Here is a 14,939-nt window from a genome sequence, read left to right on the forward strand (position 1 = left end):
TCACGGGGCGCCTCCGCCCGCGTCCGGCTCCGCGTCCGGGGTGTCGAGGACGTCGAGGGGGTTGGGGACGCCGCCGGACAGCGTCGGGTAGCCGGGGCCCCGGTCGAAGAACGGCACGGGGCCGCGTTCCGTACGGAGGCGTGCGCGGAGCGCGGCCGTGGCCTCCTCGTCCACCCGCACCGCGTCCACCCGCACCGCGTCCGCCGAGGCCGCGAGAACGACGCCGTAGTCCTCGCGGGCGCCGCGGACCGACACCTTGCCGTCGCGGACGTCGTCCGCCACGCGGGACGGGGCGCGGTCCAGCGGGTCGCCCCAGCCGCCGCCGCCCGTCGTCCGGATCCGGATGGTCTGGCCCGCGCGGACGGGATGGTCGTCGACCAGGCCGTCCATCTCCTCACCGTCGACGTCCACGCGGAACGGGCGCCCGGCGCGGCCCCCGTTCACACCCCAGCACGACAGGATGGAACGGTCGGCGATCGACATGTAGCTGGCGTCGCGGAGCATCCGCAGCCGCTTGTCGTAGCCGAGCCCGCCCCGGTGCTCCCCCGGCCCGCCGGAGTCGACGGCGAGGCCGAGCCGTTCCACCAGGAACGGCCAGCGCGCCTCGGCGAACTCGACCGGGATGTTGCGCGAGTCCGGCACGACGTGGACGGTGTCCTCCCCGTCGGCGTACGGGCGGCCCCCGGAGCCGCCGCCGAGGACCTCGCGCATCAGGTACGGCCCGCAGTCGTCCTCCCCGTGCACGCCGGTGTAGCGGATCGTCTCCTGGTCGGCGGGCATCCGGCCGCCGGTGGCCTTGGCGAGGACGCCCGCGAGGACGCCGAGCAGGCGCAGGATCACGAACGTGCGGGCGTTGGTCGGCGCCGGGAAGACGGGCGTGAGCAGCGTCCCCTTCCCGGGGAAGCGCATCTCGATGAGCGGGACGACGCCCTCGTTGACGTCCAGCTCCGCGGCCCGTTCCGGCGTGTCGGCGAGGTTGCGCAGCACGGGCGCGAGCCACTTCTTCAGGAACGCGCCGTCCGCGTAGTCGCCCGCGTGGTTGATCGGCCCCTTGGCCTGCGGGGACGTCCCGGTGAAGTCGATCGTCAGCGGGACGGGCGCGTCCTTGGCGACGGTGAGGGTGATGCGCTGCGCGTGCAGCCTCGGCGGGTCCACGCCGTCGTGCTCGGCGTAGTCCTCCCAGACGAACGTCCCGTCGGGGATCTTGGCGAGCAGCTCCCGGCGGAACGTCGCGGTCGTCCGGTCGATGATCGCGTCGAAGCACGCCTCGACGTCCGCGCGGCCGTAGCGGGCGAACAGCTCGCCGAGCCGCCGGGCGCCCATCAGGCACGCCGAGCACTCGGCGTCGAGGTCGCCCGCGAGCGAGTCGGGCATCCGCGAGTTGCGGGTCATGATGCGCAGCGCCGCGTCGTTCGGGACGCCCCGGTCCCACAGCCGGATCGGCGGGACCATCAGGCCCTCCTCGAACGCGCTGCGCGCGCGGCTCGGCATCGACCCCGGCACCGCGCCGCCGATGTCGTCGTGGTGCCCGAACGCCTGGACGAACGCGGCGACCTCGCCGCCGTGGAACACCGGGACGGTCACGCACAGGTCGGGCAGATGCCCGATGCCGCCCTCGGACAGGTACACGTCGTTGTGGAAGAACACGTCCCCGGACCGCATCGAGCCGAGCGGGAAGTCCCGCACGACCGGCTGCACGAGCGCCGAGTACGACCGCCCGGTCAGCTTGCGCAGCCGCCGGTCGTGCACGCCCGCGCGGAAGTCGTGCGCGTCCCGGATCATGGGCGAGCGGGCCGTCCGGGCGATCGCCGTCTCGACCTCCCGCTCGACCGAGGCGAGCGTCCCCTCCACGATCTCCAGCAGGATCGGATCGACCCCCGTCCCATCGGGGCCCACCGCCTCGGCTTCGCCCGCCGCGCCATCGGGGCCCGCCGCGTCGCCTCCGCTCACCGCGTCACCACCAGGTCGCCGAAGCCGTCGGCCCGCGCGCGGAACCCCGGGTGCAGGGGCAGCGTCGAGCCGTACTCCTCGATGACCGCCGGGCCCTCGACCGCGTCGCCGGGGACGAGCCCGTCGCGGCGGTAGAGGGCGGCGCCCGTCCAGGCGCCGTCGAAGTACACCGCGCGGGTCCCGAACGGCACCGGCCCGCCCGCGTCCGGCGGCCGTTCGCGGGCGCGGATGCGGGGGCGGGCGATCGGTCCGACGCCCGAGACGCGGAGGTTGACCCACTCGACGGGATGGCGTTCCGGGTCGCCGCGGTGGCAGTAGCCGTACAGCGCCTCGTGCGCGTCGTGGAAGCGCCGCACCGCCTCCGCGCGGAACGCCTCGCCCCGCGCCGACGGCGGCACCGGCACGCGGACCTCGAACGCCTGCCCCTGGTAGCGCAGGTCCGCCGAGCGGTCGAAGCGCCGCTCGCCCTCCCCGAAGCCCTCGCGGGCGAGCGCCTCGGCGGCCTCGCGTTCGAGGTCGGCGTAGACCGCGTCCAGGTCGGACGGGTCGAGCCCGGCGTCGCGGGCCACCCGCGTGCGGACGTGGTCGTTCTTGACGTCGACCGTGAGCAGGCCGAACGCCGACACGTTGCCGGGGTTCCCGGGGATCACCGCGGCGGGCAGGCCGAGCACGTCCAGCAGCCGGCACGCGAGCAGCGGCCCCGACCCGCCGAACGCGACGAGCGGGTGGTCGCGCACGTCGATCCCGCGCTCGACGGTGATTCGGCGGATCGCGTTGGCCTGGTTCCAGGCGGAGATCTCCAGGATGCCGGCGGCGGCGCGTTCGGCGGTGAGGCCGAGGCGGCCGGCGAGGGCCGCCACGCCCGCGCGCGCCGCCGCGACGTCGAGCGGGACCTCGCCGCCGAGCAGGTGCGGCGGGATGCGGCCGAGGACGGCGTGGGCGTCGGTCACGGTCACCTCGGCGCCGCCGCGCCCGTAGCAGAGCGGCCCCGGGTCGGCGCCCGCGCTGCGCGGCCCGACCTTGAGCGCGCCGTCCGGGGAGAGCCGGGCGACCGAGCCGCCGCCCGCGCCGACCGTCACGACGTCCACCATCGGGATCTTGACGGGATGGCGGCCGACCGTCCCCTCGGTGGTGACGGCCGGCTCGCCGCCCAGGACCACGGCGACGTCGGTGGACGTGCCGCCGCCGTCCAGCGTGACGGCCGAGCCGTGCCCGCCGCGCGCCACCGCGAACGCGGCCCCGAGCGCCCCGGCGGCCGGTCCGGACAGCACCGTCGTGATCGGGCGGCGCGCGACCTCCTCGGCCGACAGCACGCCGCCGTTGCTCTTCATCACCAGGGGCCGCACCGGGGAGCGCTCGGCGATCCGGGCCAGGTAGCCGGTCACCGCGGGCTTCACGGCGGCGTCCACGAGCGTGGTGACCGACCGCTCGTACTCCCGGTACTCGCGCAGCACCTCGCACGACAGCGACACCGCCGCCTCCGGGTGCTCGCGCCGCAGCACGTCCCGCATCGCCAGCTCGTGCGACGGGTCGGCGTAGGAGTGCAGGAAGCACACCCCGACCGCGCGGATCCCCCGCTCGCGGAACCAGCGGGCCGCCGCGACCGCCCCCGCCTCGTCGAACGGCCGGACCTCCGCGCCGGTGCGGTCCAGCCGCCCGCCGACCGTCCGGACCCGGTGCGCGGGCACCAGGCGCGGCGGCTTGACCCAGAAGTAGCTGTTGCCGTAGCCGTCCGGCACGCTCTGCCGCGCGATCTCCAGCAGGAACTCGAACCCCTCGGTCGTCACGAACCCGAGGTCGTCGATCCGGTCCTCCAGCAGCCGGTTGGTCGCGACCGTCGTCCCATGCGACAGCGCCGCGACCTCCGCGCCCGCCCCCGCCCCGCCGTCGCCGCGTTCGCCGCGTTCACCGTGCTCGCCGTGCTCGTCGGCCAGGAGGAGGATCTTGCGGAGGGCGGCGGTGAAGCCCTCCGCGGGGTCGGCCGGGGTGGACGGCGTCTTGGCCGTGATCATCTCGCCGGTGTCCTCGTCCAGCGCGACGGCGTCGGTGAACGTCCCGCCGGTGTCGATCCCGATCCGCAGCCGCCGCGCCATAGGCAAGGATGTACCGGCGGCGGCACGGTGCGGAAACGTCGCAACCTGCCAACGGGCGGCGCGTTCTTTGGTCACACCCCGTTGGCGTTAGGCTGATCCGCGTTCCCGACCACCCGCTACGAACCTGTTGGAGCCCGGCGATGGCGCTTGAACGGCCCGAGATCGACTTCCCCGAGGGGCAGCCGCCCAGCTTCCTCGACATCACCGACATCACCGAGGGGGACGGCCCGGAGGCGACGAAGGGCTCGAACGTCTCGATGCACTACGTCGGCGTGGCGTTCTCCACCGGGGAGGAGTTCGACGCGTCGTGGAACCGCGGCACGACGCTCGACTTCGAGCTCGGCAGCGGGCGCGTCATCAAGGGCTGGGACATGGGCATCGCCGGCATGAAGGTCGGCGGCCGGCGCAAGCTGGTCATCCCGCCGCACCTGGCGTACGGCGACCGCAGCCCGAGCCCCGCCATCAAGCCGGGCGAGACGCTGATCTTCGTCGTCGACCTCGTCGGGGTGGGCTGAGGCCCGCGCGGCACGGCTCAACGGCGGGCAATCCGGGGGTGAAATGTTCCCCCGGGTGCCCGCCGTCGCCGTTTCCGCGCGGGGACCGATCGGTATCAGCCGGACATGATCCAGGCGCGTGGGCTGACCAAGAGGTACGGGCACAAGGTCGCGGTCGACCACGCGGACTTCACCGTGCGGCCCGGCCACGTGACCGGGTTCCTCGGGCCGAACGGCGCGGGCAAGTCCACCACCATGCGGATGATCCTCGGGCTCGACCGCCCGACCCGCGGCGACGTGACCGTGCACGGCGTCCACTACGGCCGGCTCGGCGCGCCGCTCCGCGAGGTCGGCGCGCTGCTGGACGCCAAGGCCGTGCACGGCGGGCGCAGCGCCTACAACCACCTGCTCTGCCTCGCCAAGAGCAACGGCATCCCCCGGCGCCGCGTGGACGAGGTGATCGCGCTGGTCGGCCTCGACTCCGTCGCGCGCAAGGCGTCCAAGGGCTTCTCCCTCGGCATGGGCCAGCGGCTCGGCATCGCGGGCGCGCTGCTCGGCGACCCGTCCGTGCTGATGTTCGACGAGCCGGTGAACGGCCTGGACCCCGAGGGCATCCTCTGGATCCGCACGCTGATGCGGCGGCTCGCGGGCGAGGGCCGCACCGTGTTCGTGTCGAGCCACCTGATGTCGGAGATGGCGCTCACCGCCGACCACCTGGTCATCATCGGCCGGGGCCGGATCCTCGCCGACACCGGGATGCGCGAGTTCATGGAGACCAGCGCCAACGCGCACGTGCGCGTCCGCTCGCCGCAGGCGGGCGAGCTCGCCCCGCTGCTGGCCGCGCGCGGCCGGCGCGTCGAGCCGGGCCCGGACGGCGCGCTGCGGGTGTACGGCGCGGCGACCGCCGAGATCGGGGACGTGGCCGCCGACCACGGCCTGCGGCTGCACGAGCTCGCGGCGGTCCAGCCGTCCCTGGAGGAGGCGTTCATGAAGATCACCGGGGACGCCGTCGAGTACCACGCCGGCCAGCCCGGACCCGCCGCGCCGGGCGGGGCGGGCGGAGCGGGCGGGTCCTACGGACCGCCGCCGGGTTCGGGGCCGCCGTCCGCCGCCGGGGTGCCGACGGGGCCGCCGGAGGGGCCGCTCTCCGGTGGGGCGCCGGGCGGGCCGCCTCCGCCTCCGCCGCCCGCGGCCCCGCCTCCTCCGACTCCGCCGCCGGGCCCCCGGCAGCCGCCGCCCCAAGGGCCTCCGCAGGCGCCGCCCCAGCCGCCGCCGCAGGCGCCGCCGCCCGATCTCGGTCCGGACGAGGGCCGGGACCCCTGGCGGGGCGGCCGCGACGGGGACCGGGAATGAGCGCGACCGTCGCTCCGGCGTCGTCGCGCGTCCCGGGCCGGACCGGGAAGAAGGCCACGTTCGCCAACGTGCTGGCGTCGGAGTGGACGAAGCTCCTCACGGTCAGGTCGACGTTCTGGACGCTGCTCGCCGGGGCGGTCGTGGTGGTCGGCTTCTCGGCGCTGTGGGCCCTGGCGTTCACCTCCTCCTACGACCAGCTCTCGGCGAGCGACCGGGCGTCGCTGGCGCCGACCTCGCCGATGCAGATCGCGTTCTACTTCGGCGAGGTGATCTTCGGGGTGCTGGGCGTGCTGGTCATCACCGCCGAGTACTCCACCGGGATGATCCGCACCGCGCTCACCGCGATGCCGCGCCGGGCCCGGTACCTCGGCGCGAAGGCGGCGGTGCTGGGCCTGGTCGTGCTGGTCGTGGGGGTGGTCGTGTCGTTCGCCTCGTTCTTCGTCAGCCAGCTCATCCTCGCGGGCAAGGACCTGGACGGCTCGCTCGGCGACCCCGGGGTGCTGCGCTCGGTGATCGGCGGCGGCGTCTGGCTCGCGCTGATCGCGGTCATGGCGCTCGGGATCGGGACGCTGCTGCGGCACACGGCGGGCTCGGTCGTCACGGTGTTCGTGGTGCTGTTCGTGCTCGGCATCGTCGGCGGGTTCCTGCCCGGCAGGTGGGGCGACACGGTCAACAAGCTGCTGCCGTCGAACGCGGGCGGCGCGATCCTCTCCCCCGCAAGGAGGCGGGGCAGCTCGGCCCCTGGGAGGGGCTCGGCCTGTTCGCGCTCTACACGCTCGTCGTGCTGGCGGTCGCGCTGGCGCTGTTCGAGAGGCGGGACGCGTGAGGGCGCGGGCGCCGCGCGGCTCGCTGGCCCCGTGGCGGGCCGGCCTCGGCCTGCTGGCGCTGGCGACCGTGTCGGTGTCGTTCGCGATCCAGCTGCCCGTGCTGGACCCCGTCAGCTTCTTCAGCTACTGGACGACGCTCAGCAACCTCGCGGGCGGCGTCGCGCTGCTCGCCGGGTCGGTACCGGGCCTGCGGCACCGCCGCTGGGTCGACTGGCTGCGCGGCGCCGCCGCGCTCTACCTGGCGATCACCGGGGTGGTGTACGCGCTGCTGCTGGGCGGCGGCGTCGGGAGCCTGTCCGGCTGGGTCGAGCACCGGATCATGCCCGTCGCGGTGCCGCTGGACTGGCTGCTGTTCTCGGCCGGGCACCGGCTGGCGACCCGGCGGACGATGCTGAGCTGGCTCGCGTTCCCGATCGGGTACCTGGCGTACACGCTGTTCCACGGCGCCGTGACGTCCTGGTACCCGTACCCGTTCTTCGACGCGGCCCACCGCGGCTACGCGGTCGTGACGGGCTACACGATCGCCATCGCGGGGACGGCCGTCGCGGTCGCCGCCCTGCTGCTGCTCTGGTCGGGGCTGAGACGCCGGGCGTCCCGCCTCCTCAGGCCCGCGCGAGCGGTGACCTGGGTACGCGAGACACCCTGACGCGACGGCCCGCATGGACGCCTAGGCCGGGCCGCGGGCGCGGCGGGCGAGCGCGTGCCCGAGCGCCACGCCCGCGAGGGCGACGGCTCCTCCGGTGACGAACGCGGCGGCCATCGGCCACGGCGACGACGCCGGACGCCGCTCGTCCCTGCGGCCCTCGTGGACGACGCGTCCGCCCTCGCTCGGGGGAACGGCCGGAACGCGCGCCGCGCCCCGTCCGCCGGGACCCCGAGCCGGACCGCCCGCGAGAGGCCGCTCGACGCCCGCCTCCACGCGCGGCTCCGGGCCGGTGAGGTCGTCCTCGACGGCGGCGAAGAACTGGGCGGCGGTCCGCTTGGCGACGGCCGCGAGCATGCGCTGGCCGACGCCGCCGACCATGCCGCCGACGACCGCCTCGGCGTCGTAGTCCACGCGCGTCGAGCCGTTCCCGCCCGCCCCGCTCCCGCCGCCGCTGTCGCCGCCGCCGCTGTCGCCGCCGTCGCTGTCGCCGTCGTCCCCGCCGTCGCGTGGCGCGGGCGACAGGCTGACGCGGACGGTGGCCTCGACCGTGCCCGGCGCGCCCTGGCCGCGCGCCTGGAGCACGAACGCGCGGGGCGGATCGGGTTCGGCGAGCCGGACCTCCCCCGCGTACGTGCCCCGGATAGAGGCGACGCCCGCGGAGACCGTCATGCGGTACCGGTCCGGGCCGACGGGTTCGAGCGACTGGCAGCCCGGGATCGTCCGGGCGAGCACCGCCGGATCCTGGAGGGCGTCCCAGACGTCCTGGAGCGGGGCGGAGACGATGGCGGAGCCGGTGACCTGCATGACCCGACCTTAGAGAACGCCGGCCCCGCCCGCAGGGGCAACATGTGCCGAGTACACGCCGAGGATCGGTGAGATACGCGCGCGGGACCGCGGGCATGGTCAGATATGTCCGTACAGCCCGGAAAGTCGCGCGGCGTTCGCCCGAACCGCGCCCGCCCCCGGCGCGTCAACCGAAGCGGGCGCGGGATGATCGACGAGCGAACGGCGAGCGGCCGCGGACGACCCGGAACGACACGGAACGACGCGGACCGACAGCGACAGCGAACGACGAACGACGACGTACGGCCCGGAACGACAGCGAACGACGAGTGAACGGAGTGCGCGGCAGATGCGAGGGAAGACGCCCGTGATCGCCACGGTGGCCGCCGGAGTCCTCGGGGTGGCGGCGGGCGCGTGGCCCGCCCTGGCGGACGCGGCGGCGACCGACCCCGGCCCGGCGACCCGGTCCGGGCTGCGCGCCGCGCTCGCCGACCACGAGTGGGAGGCGCCGAAGCCCGGCTCGTGGACGCCGCCGCAGCCGTCCAAGGACGGCCTGCCGCCCGTCATCTCGCGGATCTCCACGAACGACCGCGTGGTGTTCCTGACGATCGACGACGGCTACACCTACGACGCCGAGTTCGTGCGGCTGGTCCGCAAGGAGAAGGTCCCGATCCTGACGTTCCTCACGTCCCAGTACATCCGGGGGCAGGGGCAGTACTTCTGGGCCATGCGCAACGCCGGGTCGCCGATGGAGAACCACACCGTCACCCACCCCAACATGGCGACGCTCACCCCGAGCGGCAGAAGCGGGAGATCTGCGACTCGTCCGACGCGATCGCCAAGCAGTACGGCCGCCGCCCGCAGATCTTCCGGCCCCCGTTCGGCAGCATGAACCTCACCACCCGCAAGGTCGCCAAGGAGTGCGGCATCAAGTCGTTCCTGCTGTGGTCGGCGGAGTTCTACAACGGGACGACCGGGCCCGGAGCCGGGTTCAACGGCTTCGCGCGGGGGACGGCGCGGGCAAGGGCTTCAAGCCGGGCGACGTCATCCTCATGCACTACCGCAAGGGCCTGGCGCAGCAGTTCCAGATGATGCTCGGCTGGATCAAGGAGCAGGGTTTCCGGCCCGCCGCCGTGCAGAACTACATCCCGAAGTCCCTCGGCGGCAACGCCCCTGACCAGCGGCCGGGCGGCTAAAGCTCGCCTTCCGGGACGATTCCCGGTTGCCCCGGCCGCGGCTCGCCGCCGCGGCTAGGGTCAGGCGGGCTGGCGGGGTTGAGGTCCCCCGCTCCCCGAGCAACCCCGCCAGCATCGTCGTCCTCCCGACGCCGCCCGGCCCCCGCCCCGGCGGCGCTCCCGGCCTCCGCTCCCGCACCCGTCCCCGCGCCCGTCCCGGCGGCGCTCCATGCGGCGGACGTGCGGCGGAGGTGGAAGAGGGCGTCGGGGCTGAGGGGCATCGCGTCGATCCCGATGCCCTCGGCGTCCTCCACCGCCGACGCGATCACGGCGGACACCGGGATCACCCCCGCCTCGCCCGCGCCCTTGATGCCGAGCGGGTTGAGCGGCGACGGCGTCTCCAGATGGTCGATCTCGACGGCCGGGACCTCCGTCGCGTACGGCATCAGGAAGTCCATGAACGAGGCGTTGAGGAGCTGGCCGGACGCGTCGTACGCCATCCGCTCGTAGAGGGCCCCGGCGACGCCCTGCGCCACTCCCCCGTGGATCTGGCCCTCGACGATGCGCGGGTTGACGAGGCGGCCGCAGTCGTGCACGACGGCGTACCGCAGGATCCGGATCTCGGCGGTGTCGGGGTCGGTCTCCACGATCGCGGCGTGCGCCCCGGCGGCGAACGTGGACCGCACCGGCGAGTAGTAGTCGCGCCCCTCCAGGCCGGGCTCGTCGCCGGGCGCGACGGGCGGCTCGGACGGCGGGCGGCCCGTCGCGAACTGCGTGGCGGCGGCGGTCTGCGCGTCGAACGCGTACCGCAGCGGGTTGGACAGCACCGCGACCGTCGCGAGCGGCACCGCCGCCGAACGGTCCCCGCGCACGTGCACGACCCCGTCGGTGACGTCGAGGTCGCGCGGGTCGGCTTCGAGGGCCTCGGCCGCGATGCGCAGCGCCTTGGCCCGCACCTTGCGGCAGGCGAGCGCGATCGCGTTGCCGCTCATCACGGCCGCGCGGGACGCGAACGTCCCGACCGCGTAGCCGAACCGGCGGGTGTCGCCGGTCGTGACGCGCACGCTCTCGATCGGGACGCCCAGCTCGGCGGCGGCGATCTGCGCGAAGGCGGTCTGGTGGCCCTGCCCCTGCGAGGTGAGCCCGGTGGACACGTGCACCCGCCCCGCCGAGTCGATCTCGACGTGCCCGCCCTCGTACGGGCCGACGCCCGTGCCCTCGACGTAGCAGCCGAGGCCGATCCCGATCCGGCGCCCGCGCGCGGCGGCGGCCCGCCGCTCGCCCTCGAACGCGTCCCAGCCGATCAGGTCCCGGACCCTGCGCAGCAGCTCGGGGTAGTCGCCCGAGTCGTACACCAGCGGCCGGCCGTCCTGGAACGTCAGGCCCTGGTCGTAGGGGAACTCGTCCGGCTGGATCAGGTTGGCCGCGCGCACGTCGGCGCGGTCGAGGCCGAGGTGCGCGGCGATGCGGTCCATCGTCCGCTCCATGCAGAACACGCCCTGCGGGCGGCCCGCGCCCCGGTACGGGGTGACGATCAGCGTGTTGGTGTAGAGGCTGCGGACCTCCGCCCGGTACGCGCCGATCCGGTACGGCCCGAGGAGCTGGGTGGAGGTGACGATCGGGATGATGATCCCGTACGGGGTGTAGGCGCCGTGGTCGTGCAGGATGCGCACGTCCAGGCCGAGCACGCGGCCCGCGCCGTCGAACCCGACCCGCACGTCGTGGAGCTGGCCGCGCTCGTGCGCCGACGCGACGAAGTGCTCGCGCCGGTCCTCGGCCCACTTGACCTCGCGGCCGAGCAGGCGCGCGGCCCACGGCACGAGGACCTCCTCCGGCCACGGGTGGACGATCTTGACGCCGAAGCCGCCGCCGACGTCCGGGGCGACCACCTCGACCTTGCCGGGCGGCAGGTCCAGCTTCGCGGCGATCGCGGCGCGCACGCTCGTGGACGCCTGCGTGGAGGAGTAGACGCGCAGGGACCCGTCGTCGGCGTCCCAGCGGGCGTAGACGCCGCGCCCCTCCAGCGGGGTGGACGCGCTGCGCTCGATCGAGAGCCGGAACTCCAGCACGTGCGGCGCGTCCGCGATGGCGGCGGGCGCGTCGCCGTTCTCCTGGAGCAGGACGGCGCCGACGTTGCCGGGCACGTCCGGGTGGACGAGGTCGCGGGCGCGCTCGGCGTTCTCGATGCCGACGACGGCGGGCAGCGGCTCGTAGCCGACGCGGACGCGCTCGGCGGCGTCCTCGGCCAGGTAGCGGTCGGCGGCGACGACCATCGCGACCGGCTCGCCGACGTGCCGGACGACGTCGCGGGCGAGCGCGTACCCGGTGCGGCCGTGGGTGAGCGCCGGGTGCGGGATGAGCAGCGGCAGCGGCTCGGCGACGCGGCCGGGCAGGTCGTCCCAGGTGTAGATCGCGACGAGGCCGTCCACGTCCAGCGCGTCCGCGACGTCGATGCCGGTGACGCGCGCGTGCGCGTGGGGCGACCGGACGAACGCGGCGGCGAGCGCGCCCCGCCCGAGGTCGTCCAGGAACCGGCCCTGGCCGGTCAGCAGCCTCGGGTCCTCGCGCCGCGCGATCGGCTCGCCGAACATCCGCGTGCTCATGACTCCTCCATGAGGTCGGAGGCGCGCCGGACGGAGCGCAGGATGTTCTGGTAGCCCGTGCAGCGGCACAGGTTGCCGGAGACGGCTTCGAGGATCTCCTCGTCGGTCGGCCGGGGCGTGTCGCGCAGGAACGCGGTGATCGTGCAGAGGAAGCCCGGCGTGCAGAACCCGCACTGGAGCCCGTGGCAGTCCTGGAACGCCTGCTGCACCGGCGACATCCGCCCGTCCGGCCCGGCGAGTCCCTCCACGGTCGTCACCGCGCGCCCGGACGCGGTGACCGCGAACATCAGGCACGACCGCACCGGCTCCCCGTCCAGCAGGACGGTGCAGCAGCCGCACACGCCGTGCTCGCAGCCGACGTGCGTGCCCGTCAGCCCGAGGTCGTGGCGGAGCAGGTCCGACAGCAGGCGGCGCGCGGGCGCGCGGGCGGCGCGGTGCACGCCGTTGACCGTCAGGACGATCTCGAACGTCTCCTCCGTCATGCCGCCCCTCCTCCGCCGCCGTCACCGTCGCGGGCGCCCGGTCCGTCCAGCCGGGCCTCGGCGAGGGCCTCGGCGGTCGCCTCGCGCAGGGCCCGGTCGGTGAGGACGCCCGCCAGATGCCGCCGGTAGTCGGCGCTCGCGTGGACGTCGCCGTCCGGGTCGACGTTCTCCCGGGCGAACGCGGCGGCGCAGGCGCCCTCCGCGGCGACGGACGTCAGGTCGAGCACGAGCGGTGTCGCGCCGACGCCGAGGTAGCCGGCGCGGGCCGAGCGGACCGTACCGTCCGCGCCGAGCGCGACGGTGACGGCCACCCCGGCGAGCGCGTAGTCGCCGTGCCTGCGGGACGTCTCGGCGAACGCCGAGCCCGACCGGGGCGGCGCGGCCGGGAAGAACGCGGAGACCGCCAGCTCGTCGGGCGCGAGCGCCGGTTCGAGCGGCCCGGCGAAGAAGGCGCCCGCGGGGATCGTCCGGCGGCCCCGCACGGACGCGGCCTCGACCGCCCCGCCGAGCACGGCGAGGACGGCGGGCAGCTCGGCGGCCGGGTCGGCGTGGGCGAGGCTCCCGACGACCGTCCCGCGGTTGCGGACCGCCGGGTGCGCGACGTGCCGGACGGCGCGGCGCAGGAGCGGCTGGACGCGGGCGGCCCCCTCGGACCGTCCGGCGGCGGCGTGCCGGACCAGCGCGCCCGCCCGCACGCCCGCGGCGGTCGCCTCCAGCGCGCCGAGCCCCGCGACGCCGTTGATGTCGACCAGCCGCGCGGGCGCGGCCAGCCGCATGTTGAGCAGCGGGATCAGCGACTGCCCGCCCGCCAGGACCTTCGCGCCCGGCTCCGCGAGCGCCTCCAGCGCCGCGTCGACCGTGCGGGGGGCGGTGTAGGCGAAGGGGGGAGGCTTCACGCGCTCACCCGTTCTCGGCCGTGGGCGGGCGGACCGGGCCGCCGATCTCGCGCTCGTCCGGCGCGATCACGCCCGCGCCGGTGCCGCCGGGCCCGCGCCGGGGGCCCGCGACCGCGTTCAGCGCGTGGTAGCCGACGAGCACGGCGACGGTGCCGAACGCGATGCCCTGCAACGGGAAGTCGTCGGTGATCTTCAACGTGACGTCGCCGATGCCGAGGATGAGCGCCGCCGCGACCGGCACCAGGTTGACGGGGTCGCCGAAGTCGATCCGGTTCTCGATCCAGATCTTCGCGCCGAGCAGGCCGATCATCCCGTACAGCACGACGGTGATGCCGCCGAGCACGCCGCCGGGCGTCGCGGCGACGAGCGCGCCGAACTTCGGGCACAGCCCGAACGCGATCGCGACGACCGCCGCGATGTGGTAGGCGGCGGTGGAGTAGATGCGGGTGGCGGCCATGACGCCGATGTTCTCGGCGTACGTGGTGGTGGGCGAGCCGCCGACGCCGGAGGCGAGGACCGTGGCGGCGCCGTCGGCGGCGAGCGCGCGGCCGAGCACCGGGTCCAGGTCGTCGCCGGTCATCGCGGACACCGCCTTGACGTGCCCGGTGTTCTCGGCGATGAGCGCGATGACGGCGGGCAGCGCCAGCAGGATCGCGGACGTCGTGAAGCCGGGGGCGTGCAGGTCGGGGAAGCCGAACCAGTCCGCGCCCCGGACGCCCGCGAGATCGACCCGGTCGTGCGGGAACGCCGTCGCGACGCAGTACGGGCCCTCCTTCGGGCACGGGCGCCCCGCCGCGTCCAGGAGGTTCTGCCCCGGCAGCACCGAGGTGATCTCCCCGGCGGCGCGGTCGAGCACCCACGACAGCGCGAACCCGAAGACCAGCGCGAGCAGGATCGCGATCCGCGCCCAGAACCCGCGCAGCAGCACGGCGCACAGCACCGCGAAGCCGAGCGTGAGCAGGCCCGTCCACTGGTCCTGCGGCCAGTAGGTCCGGGCGACGACCGGCGCGAGGTTGAACCCGATCAGCATGACGACCGCGCCGGTCACCACGGGCGGGAACACCCGGTGCACGACCTCGCCGCCGAGCGCGTGGACGACCACGCCGACCGCGAGCAGCGCGAGGCCCGCCACCAGGATCGCGCCGGTCACCGCCGCGCTGTCGCCGCCCGCCGCGCGGATCGCCGCGACCGCCCCGACGAACGAGGCGCTCGTGCCGAGGTAGCTCGGCACCCGGCCGCCGACGATCAGCAGGAACAGCAGCGTCGCGACCCCGGACATCATGATCGACAGGTTGGGGTCCAGGCCCATCACCACGGGGAACACGAACGTCGCGCCGAACATCGCGACCACGTGCTGCGCGCCGATCCCGGCCGTGCGCGGCCAGCTCAGCCGCTCGTCCGGCCGCACCACCTCGCCCGGCGGCGGGGTCCTCCCGTCGCCGTGCACCTTCCAGCCGAACGCCATCCGCGGCCTCCTCCCGGACAGTCCCCCGACCGGAACGTTCCCTGTGCCTTCCCGCGCGGGCGTGCTCGTGAACGTGCGCCCGCGCGCGAACGCGTCCGGGCAACGTACAGCCACCCGAGCGGACCGGGCCTCGGCGGTGCCCGCCGAGGCCCGTCCGCTCCGGGGTCGTTCG

At 75.2% G+C, this 14,939-nt stretch carries 11 protein-coding genes and 3 pseudogenes; 7 read left to right on the forward strand and 7 right to left on the reverse strand.

Going from position 1 to position 14,939, the window contains the following annotated elements; translation table 11 throughout:
- Entirely contained in the window at positions 1 to 1,950 is a 1,950-nt protein-coding gene (locus GEV43_RS01165; RefSeq protein ID WP_309239377.1) for a hydantoinase B/oxoprolinase family protein, read from the reverse strand.
- Complete coding sequence (locus GEV43_RS01170; RefSeq protein ID WP_175249957.1) at positions 1,947 to 4,043, reverse strand: hydantoinase/oxoprolinase family protein; 2,097 nt, start codon at positions 4,041 to 4,043, stop codon at positions 1,947 to 1,949. Before GEV43_RS01170 ends, GEV43_RS01165 begins: the two co-directional genes overlap by 4 nt.
- Positions 4,044 to 4,183: 140 nt before the next feature.
- Between GEV43_RS01170 and GEV43_RS01175 the strand changes: the two genes are divergently transcribed.
- The 5 genes and pseudogenes from GEV43_RS01175 to GEV43_RS01190 all read left to right on the forward strand — a co-directional run bounded on the left by GEV43_RS01175 (position 4,184) and on the right by GEV43_RS01190 (position 7,363).
- The gene (locus GEV43_RS01175) at positions 4,184 to 4,558 is read left to right on the forward strand and encodes an FKBP-type peptidyl-prolyl cis-trans isomerase (protein WP_160819122.1); all 375 of its coding nucleotides are present in this window, start codon (positions 4,184 to 4,186) and stop codon (positions 4,556 to 4,558) included.
- A 105-nt stretch (positions 4,559 to 4,663) separates the two neighbouring features.
- Positions 4,664 to 5,554 (forward strand): annotated as a pseudogene (locus GEV43_RS01180) (ATP-binding cassette domain-containing protein); the annotation flags it as partial.
- A 332-nt stretch (positions 5,555 to 5,886) separates the two neighbouring features.
- Positions 5,887 to 6,450, forward strand: a pseudogene (locus GEV43_RS01185) (ABC transporter permease); the annotation flags it as partial.
- A 95-nt stretch (positions 6,451 to 6,545) separates the two neighbouring features.
- Positions 6,546 to 6,716 (forward strand): hypothetical protein, encoded by a 171-nt coding sequence (locus GEV43_RS49060; RefSeq protein ID WP_241682727.1) that lies wholly within the window; start codon positions 6,546 to 6,548, stop codon positions 6,714 to 6,716.
- The gene (locus GEV43_RS01190; protein WP_160819124.1) at positions 6,713 to 7,363 is read left to right on the forward strand and encodes a Pr6Pr family membrane protein; all 651 of its coding nucleotides are present in this window, start codon (positions 6,713 to 6,715) and stop codon (positions 7,361 to 7,363) included. The genes GEV43_RS49060 and GEV43_RS01190 overlap by 4 nt, the downstream gene beginning before the upstream one ends.
- Positions 7,364 to 7,384: 21 nt before the next feature.
- Here GEV43_RS01190 and GEV43_RS01195 read toward each other — a convergent pair whose 3' ends face one another.
- The gene (locus GEV43_RS01195; RefSeq protein WP_160819125.1) at positions 7,385 to 8,167 is read right to left on the reverse strand and encodes a carbon monoxide dehydrogenase subunit G; all 783 of its coding nucleotides are present in this window, start codon (positions 8,165 to 8,167) and stop codon (positions 7,385 to 7,387) included.
- A gap of 328 nt (positions 8,168 to 8,495) precedes the next feature.
- Between GEV43_RS01195 and GEV43_RS49065 the strand changes: the two are divergent.
- Both GEV43_RS49065 and GEV43_RS49070 read left to right on the forward strand, forming a co-directional pair.
- Positions 8,496 to 9,019: pseudogene (locus tag GEV43_RS49065) on the forward strand (polysaccharide deacetylase family protein); the annotation flags it as partial.
- Between the two features lie 47 nt (positions 9,020 to 9,066).
- A complete protein-coding gene (locus GEV43_RS49070; RefSeq protein WP_241682729.1) occupies positions 9,067 to 9,342 on the forward strand; it encodes a hypothetical protein in 276 nt (91 codons plus the stop codon).
- On the opposite strand, the gene cutA is transcribed toward GEV43_RS49070, so the two are convergent.
- The 4 genes from cutA to GEV43_RS01220 are packed head-to-tail and all read right to left on the reverse strand — an operon-like array spanning position 9,339 to position 14,767.
- Positions 9,339 to 11,924, reverse strand: coding sequence for an aerobic carbon-monoxide dehydrogenase large subunit (cutA, locus tag GEV43_RS01205; protein WP_160819126.1), 2,586 nt, complete (start codon positions 11,922 to 11,924; stop codon positions 9,339 to 9,341). The two genes, GEV43_RS49070 and cutA, sit on opposite strands and share 4 nt — an antisense overlap.
- Positions 11,921 to 12,406, reverse strand: a complete 486-nt coding sequence (locus GEV43_RS01210; RefSeq protein ID WP_160819127.1) for a (2Fe-2S)-binding protein — start codon at positions 12,404 to 12,406, stop codon at positions 11,921 to 11,923. The genes cutA and GEV43_RS01210 overlap by 4 nt, the downstream gene beginning before the upstream one ends.
- On the reverse strand, positions 12,403 to 13,302 hold the full coding sequence (locus tag GEV43_RS54490; RefSeq protein ID WP_160819128.1) for a xanthine dehydrogenase family protein subunit M: 900 nt from the start codon (positions 13,300 to 13,302) through the stop codon (positions 12,403 to 12,405). The genes GEV43_RS01210 and GEV43_RS54490 overlap by 4 nt, the downstream gene beginning before the upstream one ends.
- A gap of 4 nt (positions 13,303 to 13,306) precedes the next feature.
- Complete coding sequence (locus tag GEV43_RS01220; RefSeq protein WP_160819129.1) at positions 13,307 to 14,767, reverse strand: uracil-xanthine permease family protein; 1,461 nt, start codon at positions 14,765 to 14,767, stop codon at positions 13,307 to 13,309.
- Between the last annotated feature and the right edge of the window lie 172 nt (positions 14,768 to 14,939).

The sequence above is a fragment of the Actinomadura sp. J1-007 genome, from assembly GCF_009793335.1.
Taxonomy (GTDB): Bacteria; Actinomycetota; Actinomycetes; order Streptosporangiales; family Streptosporangiaceae; genus Spirillospora; species Spirillospora yumaensis.

Bases quoted from the DNA above. Each gene is read 5' to 3' on its own strand.
- GEV43_RS01170 (WP_175249957.1), bottom strand. From the start codon at position 4,043: ATGGCGCGGCGGCTGCGGATCGGGATCGACACCGGCGGGACGTTCACC.
- GEV43_RS01175 (WP_160819122.1), top strand. From the start codon at position 4,184: ATGGCGCTTGAACGGCCCGAGATCGACTTCCCCGAGGGGCAGCCGCCC.
- cutA (WP_160819126.1), bottom strand. From the start codon at position 11,924: ATGAGCACGCGGATGTTCGGCGAGCCGATCGCGCGGCGCGAGGACCCG.
- GEV43_RS01220 (WP_160819129.1), bottom strand. From the start codon at position 14,767: ATGGCGTTCGGCTGGAAGGTGCACGGCGACGGGAGGACCCCGCCGCCG.
- GEV43_RS01195 (WP_160819125.1), bottom strand. From the start codon at position 8,167: ATGCAGGTCACCGGCTCCGCCATCGTCTCCGCCCCGCTCCAGGACGTC.
- GEV43_RS01210 (WP_160819127.1), bottom strand. From the start codon at position 12,406: ATGACGGAGGAGACGTTCGAGATCGTCCTGACGGTCAACGGCGTGCAC.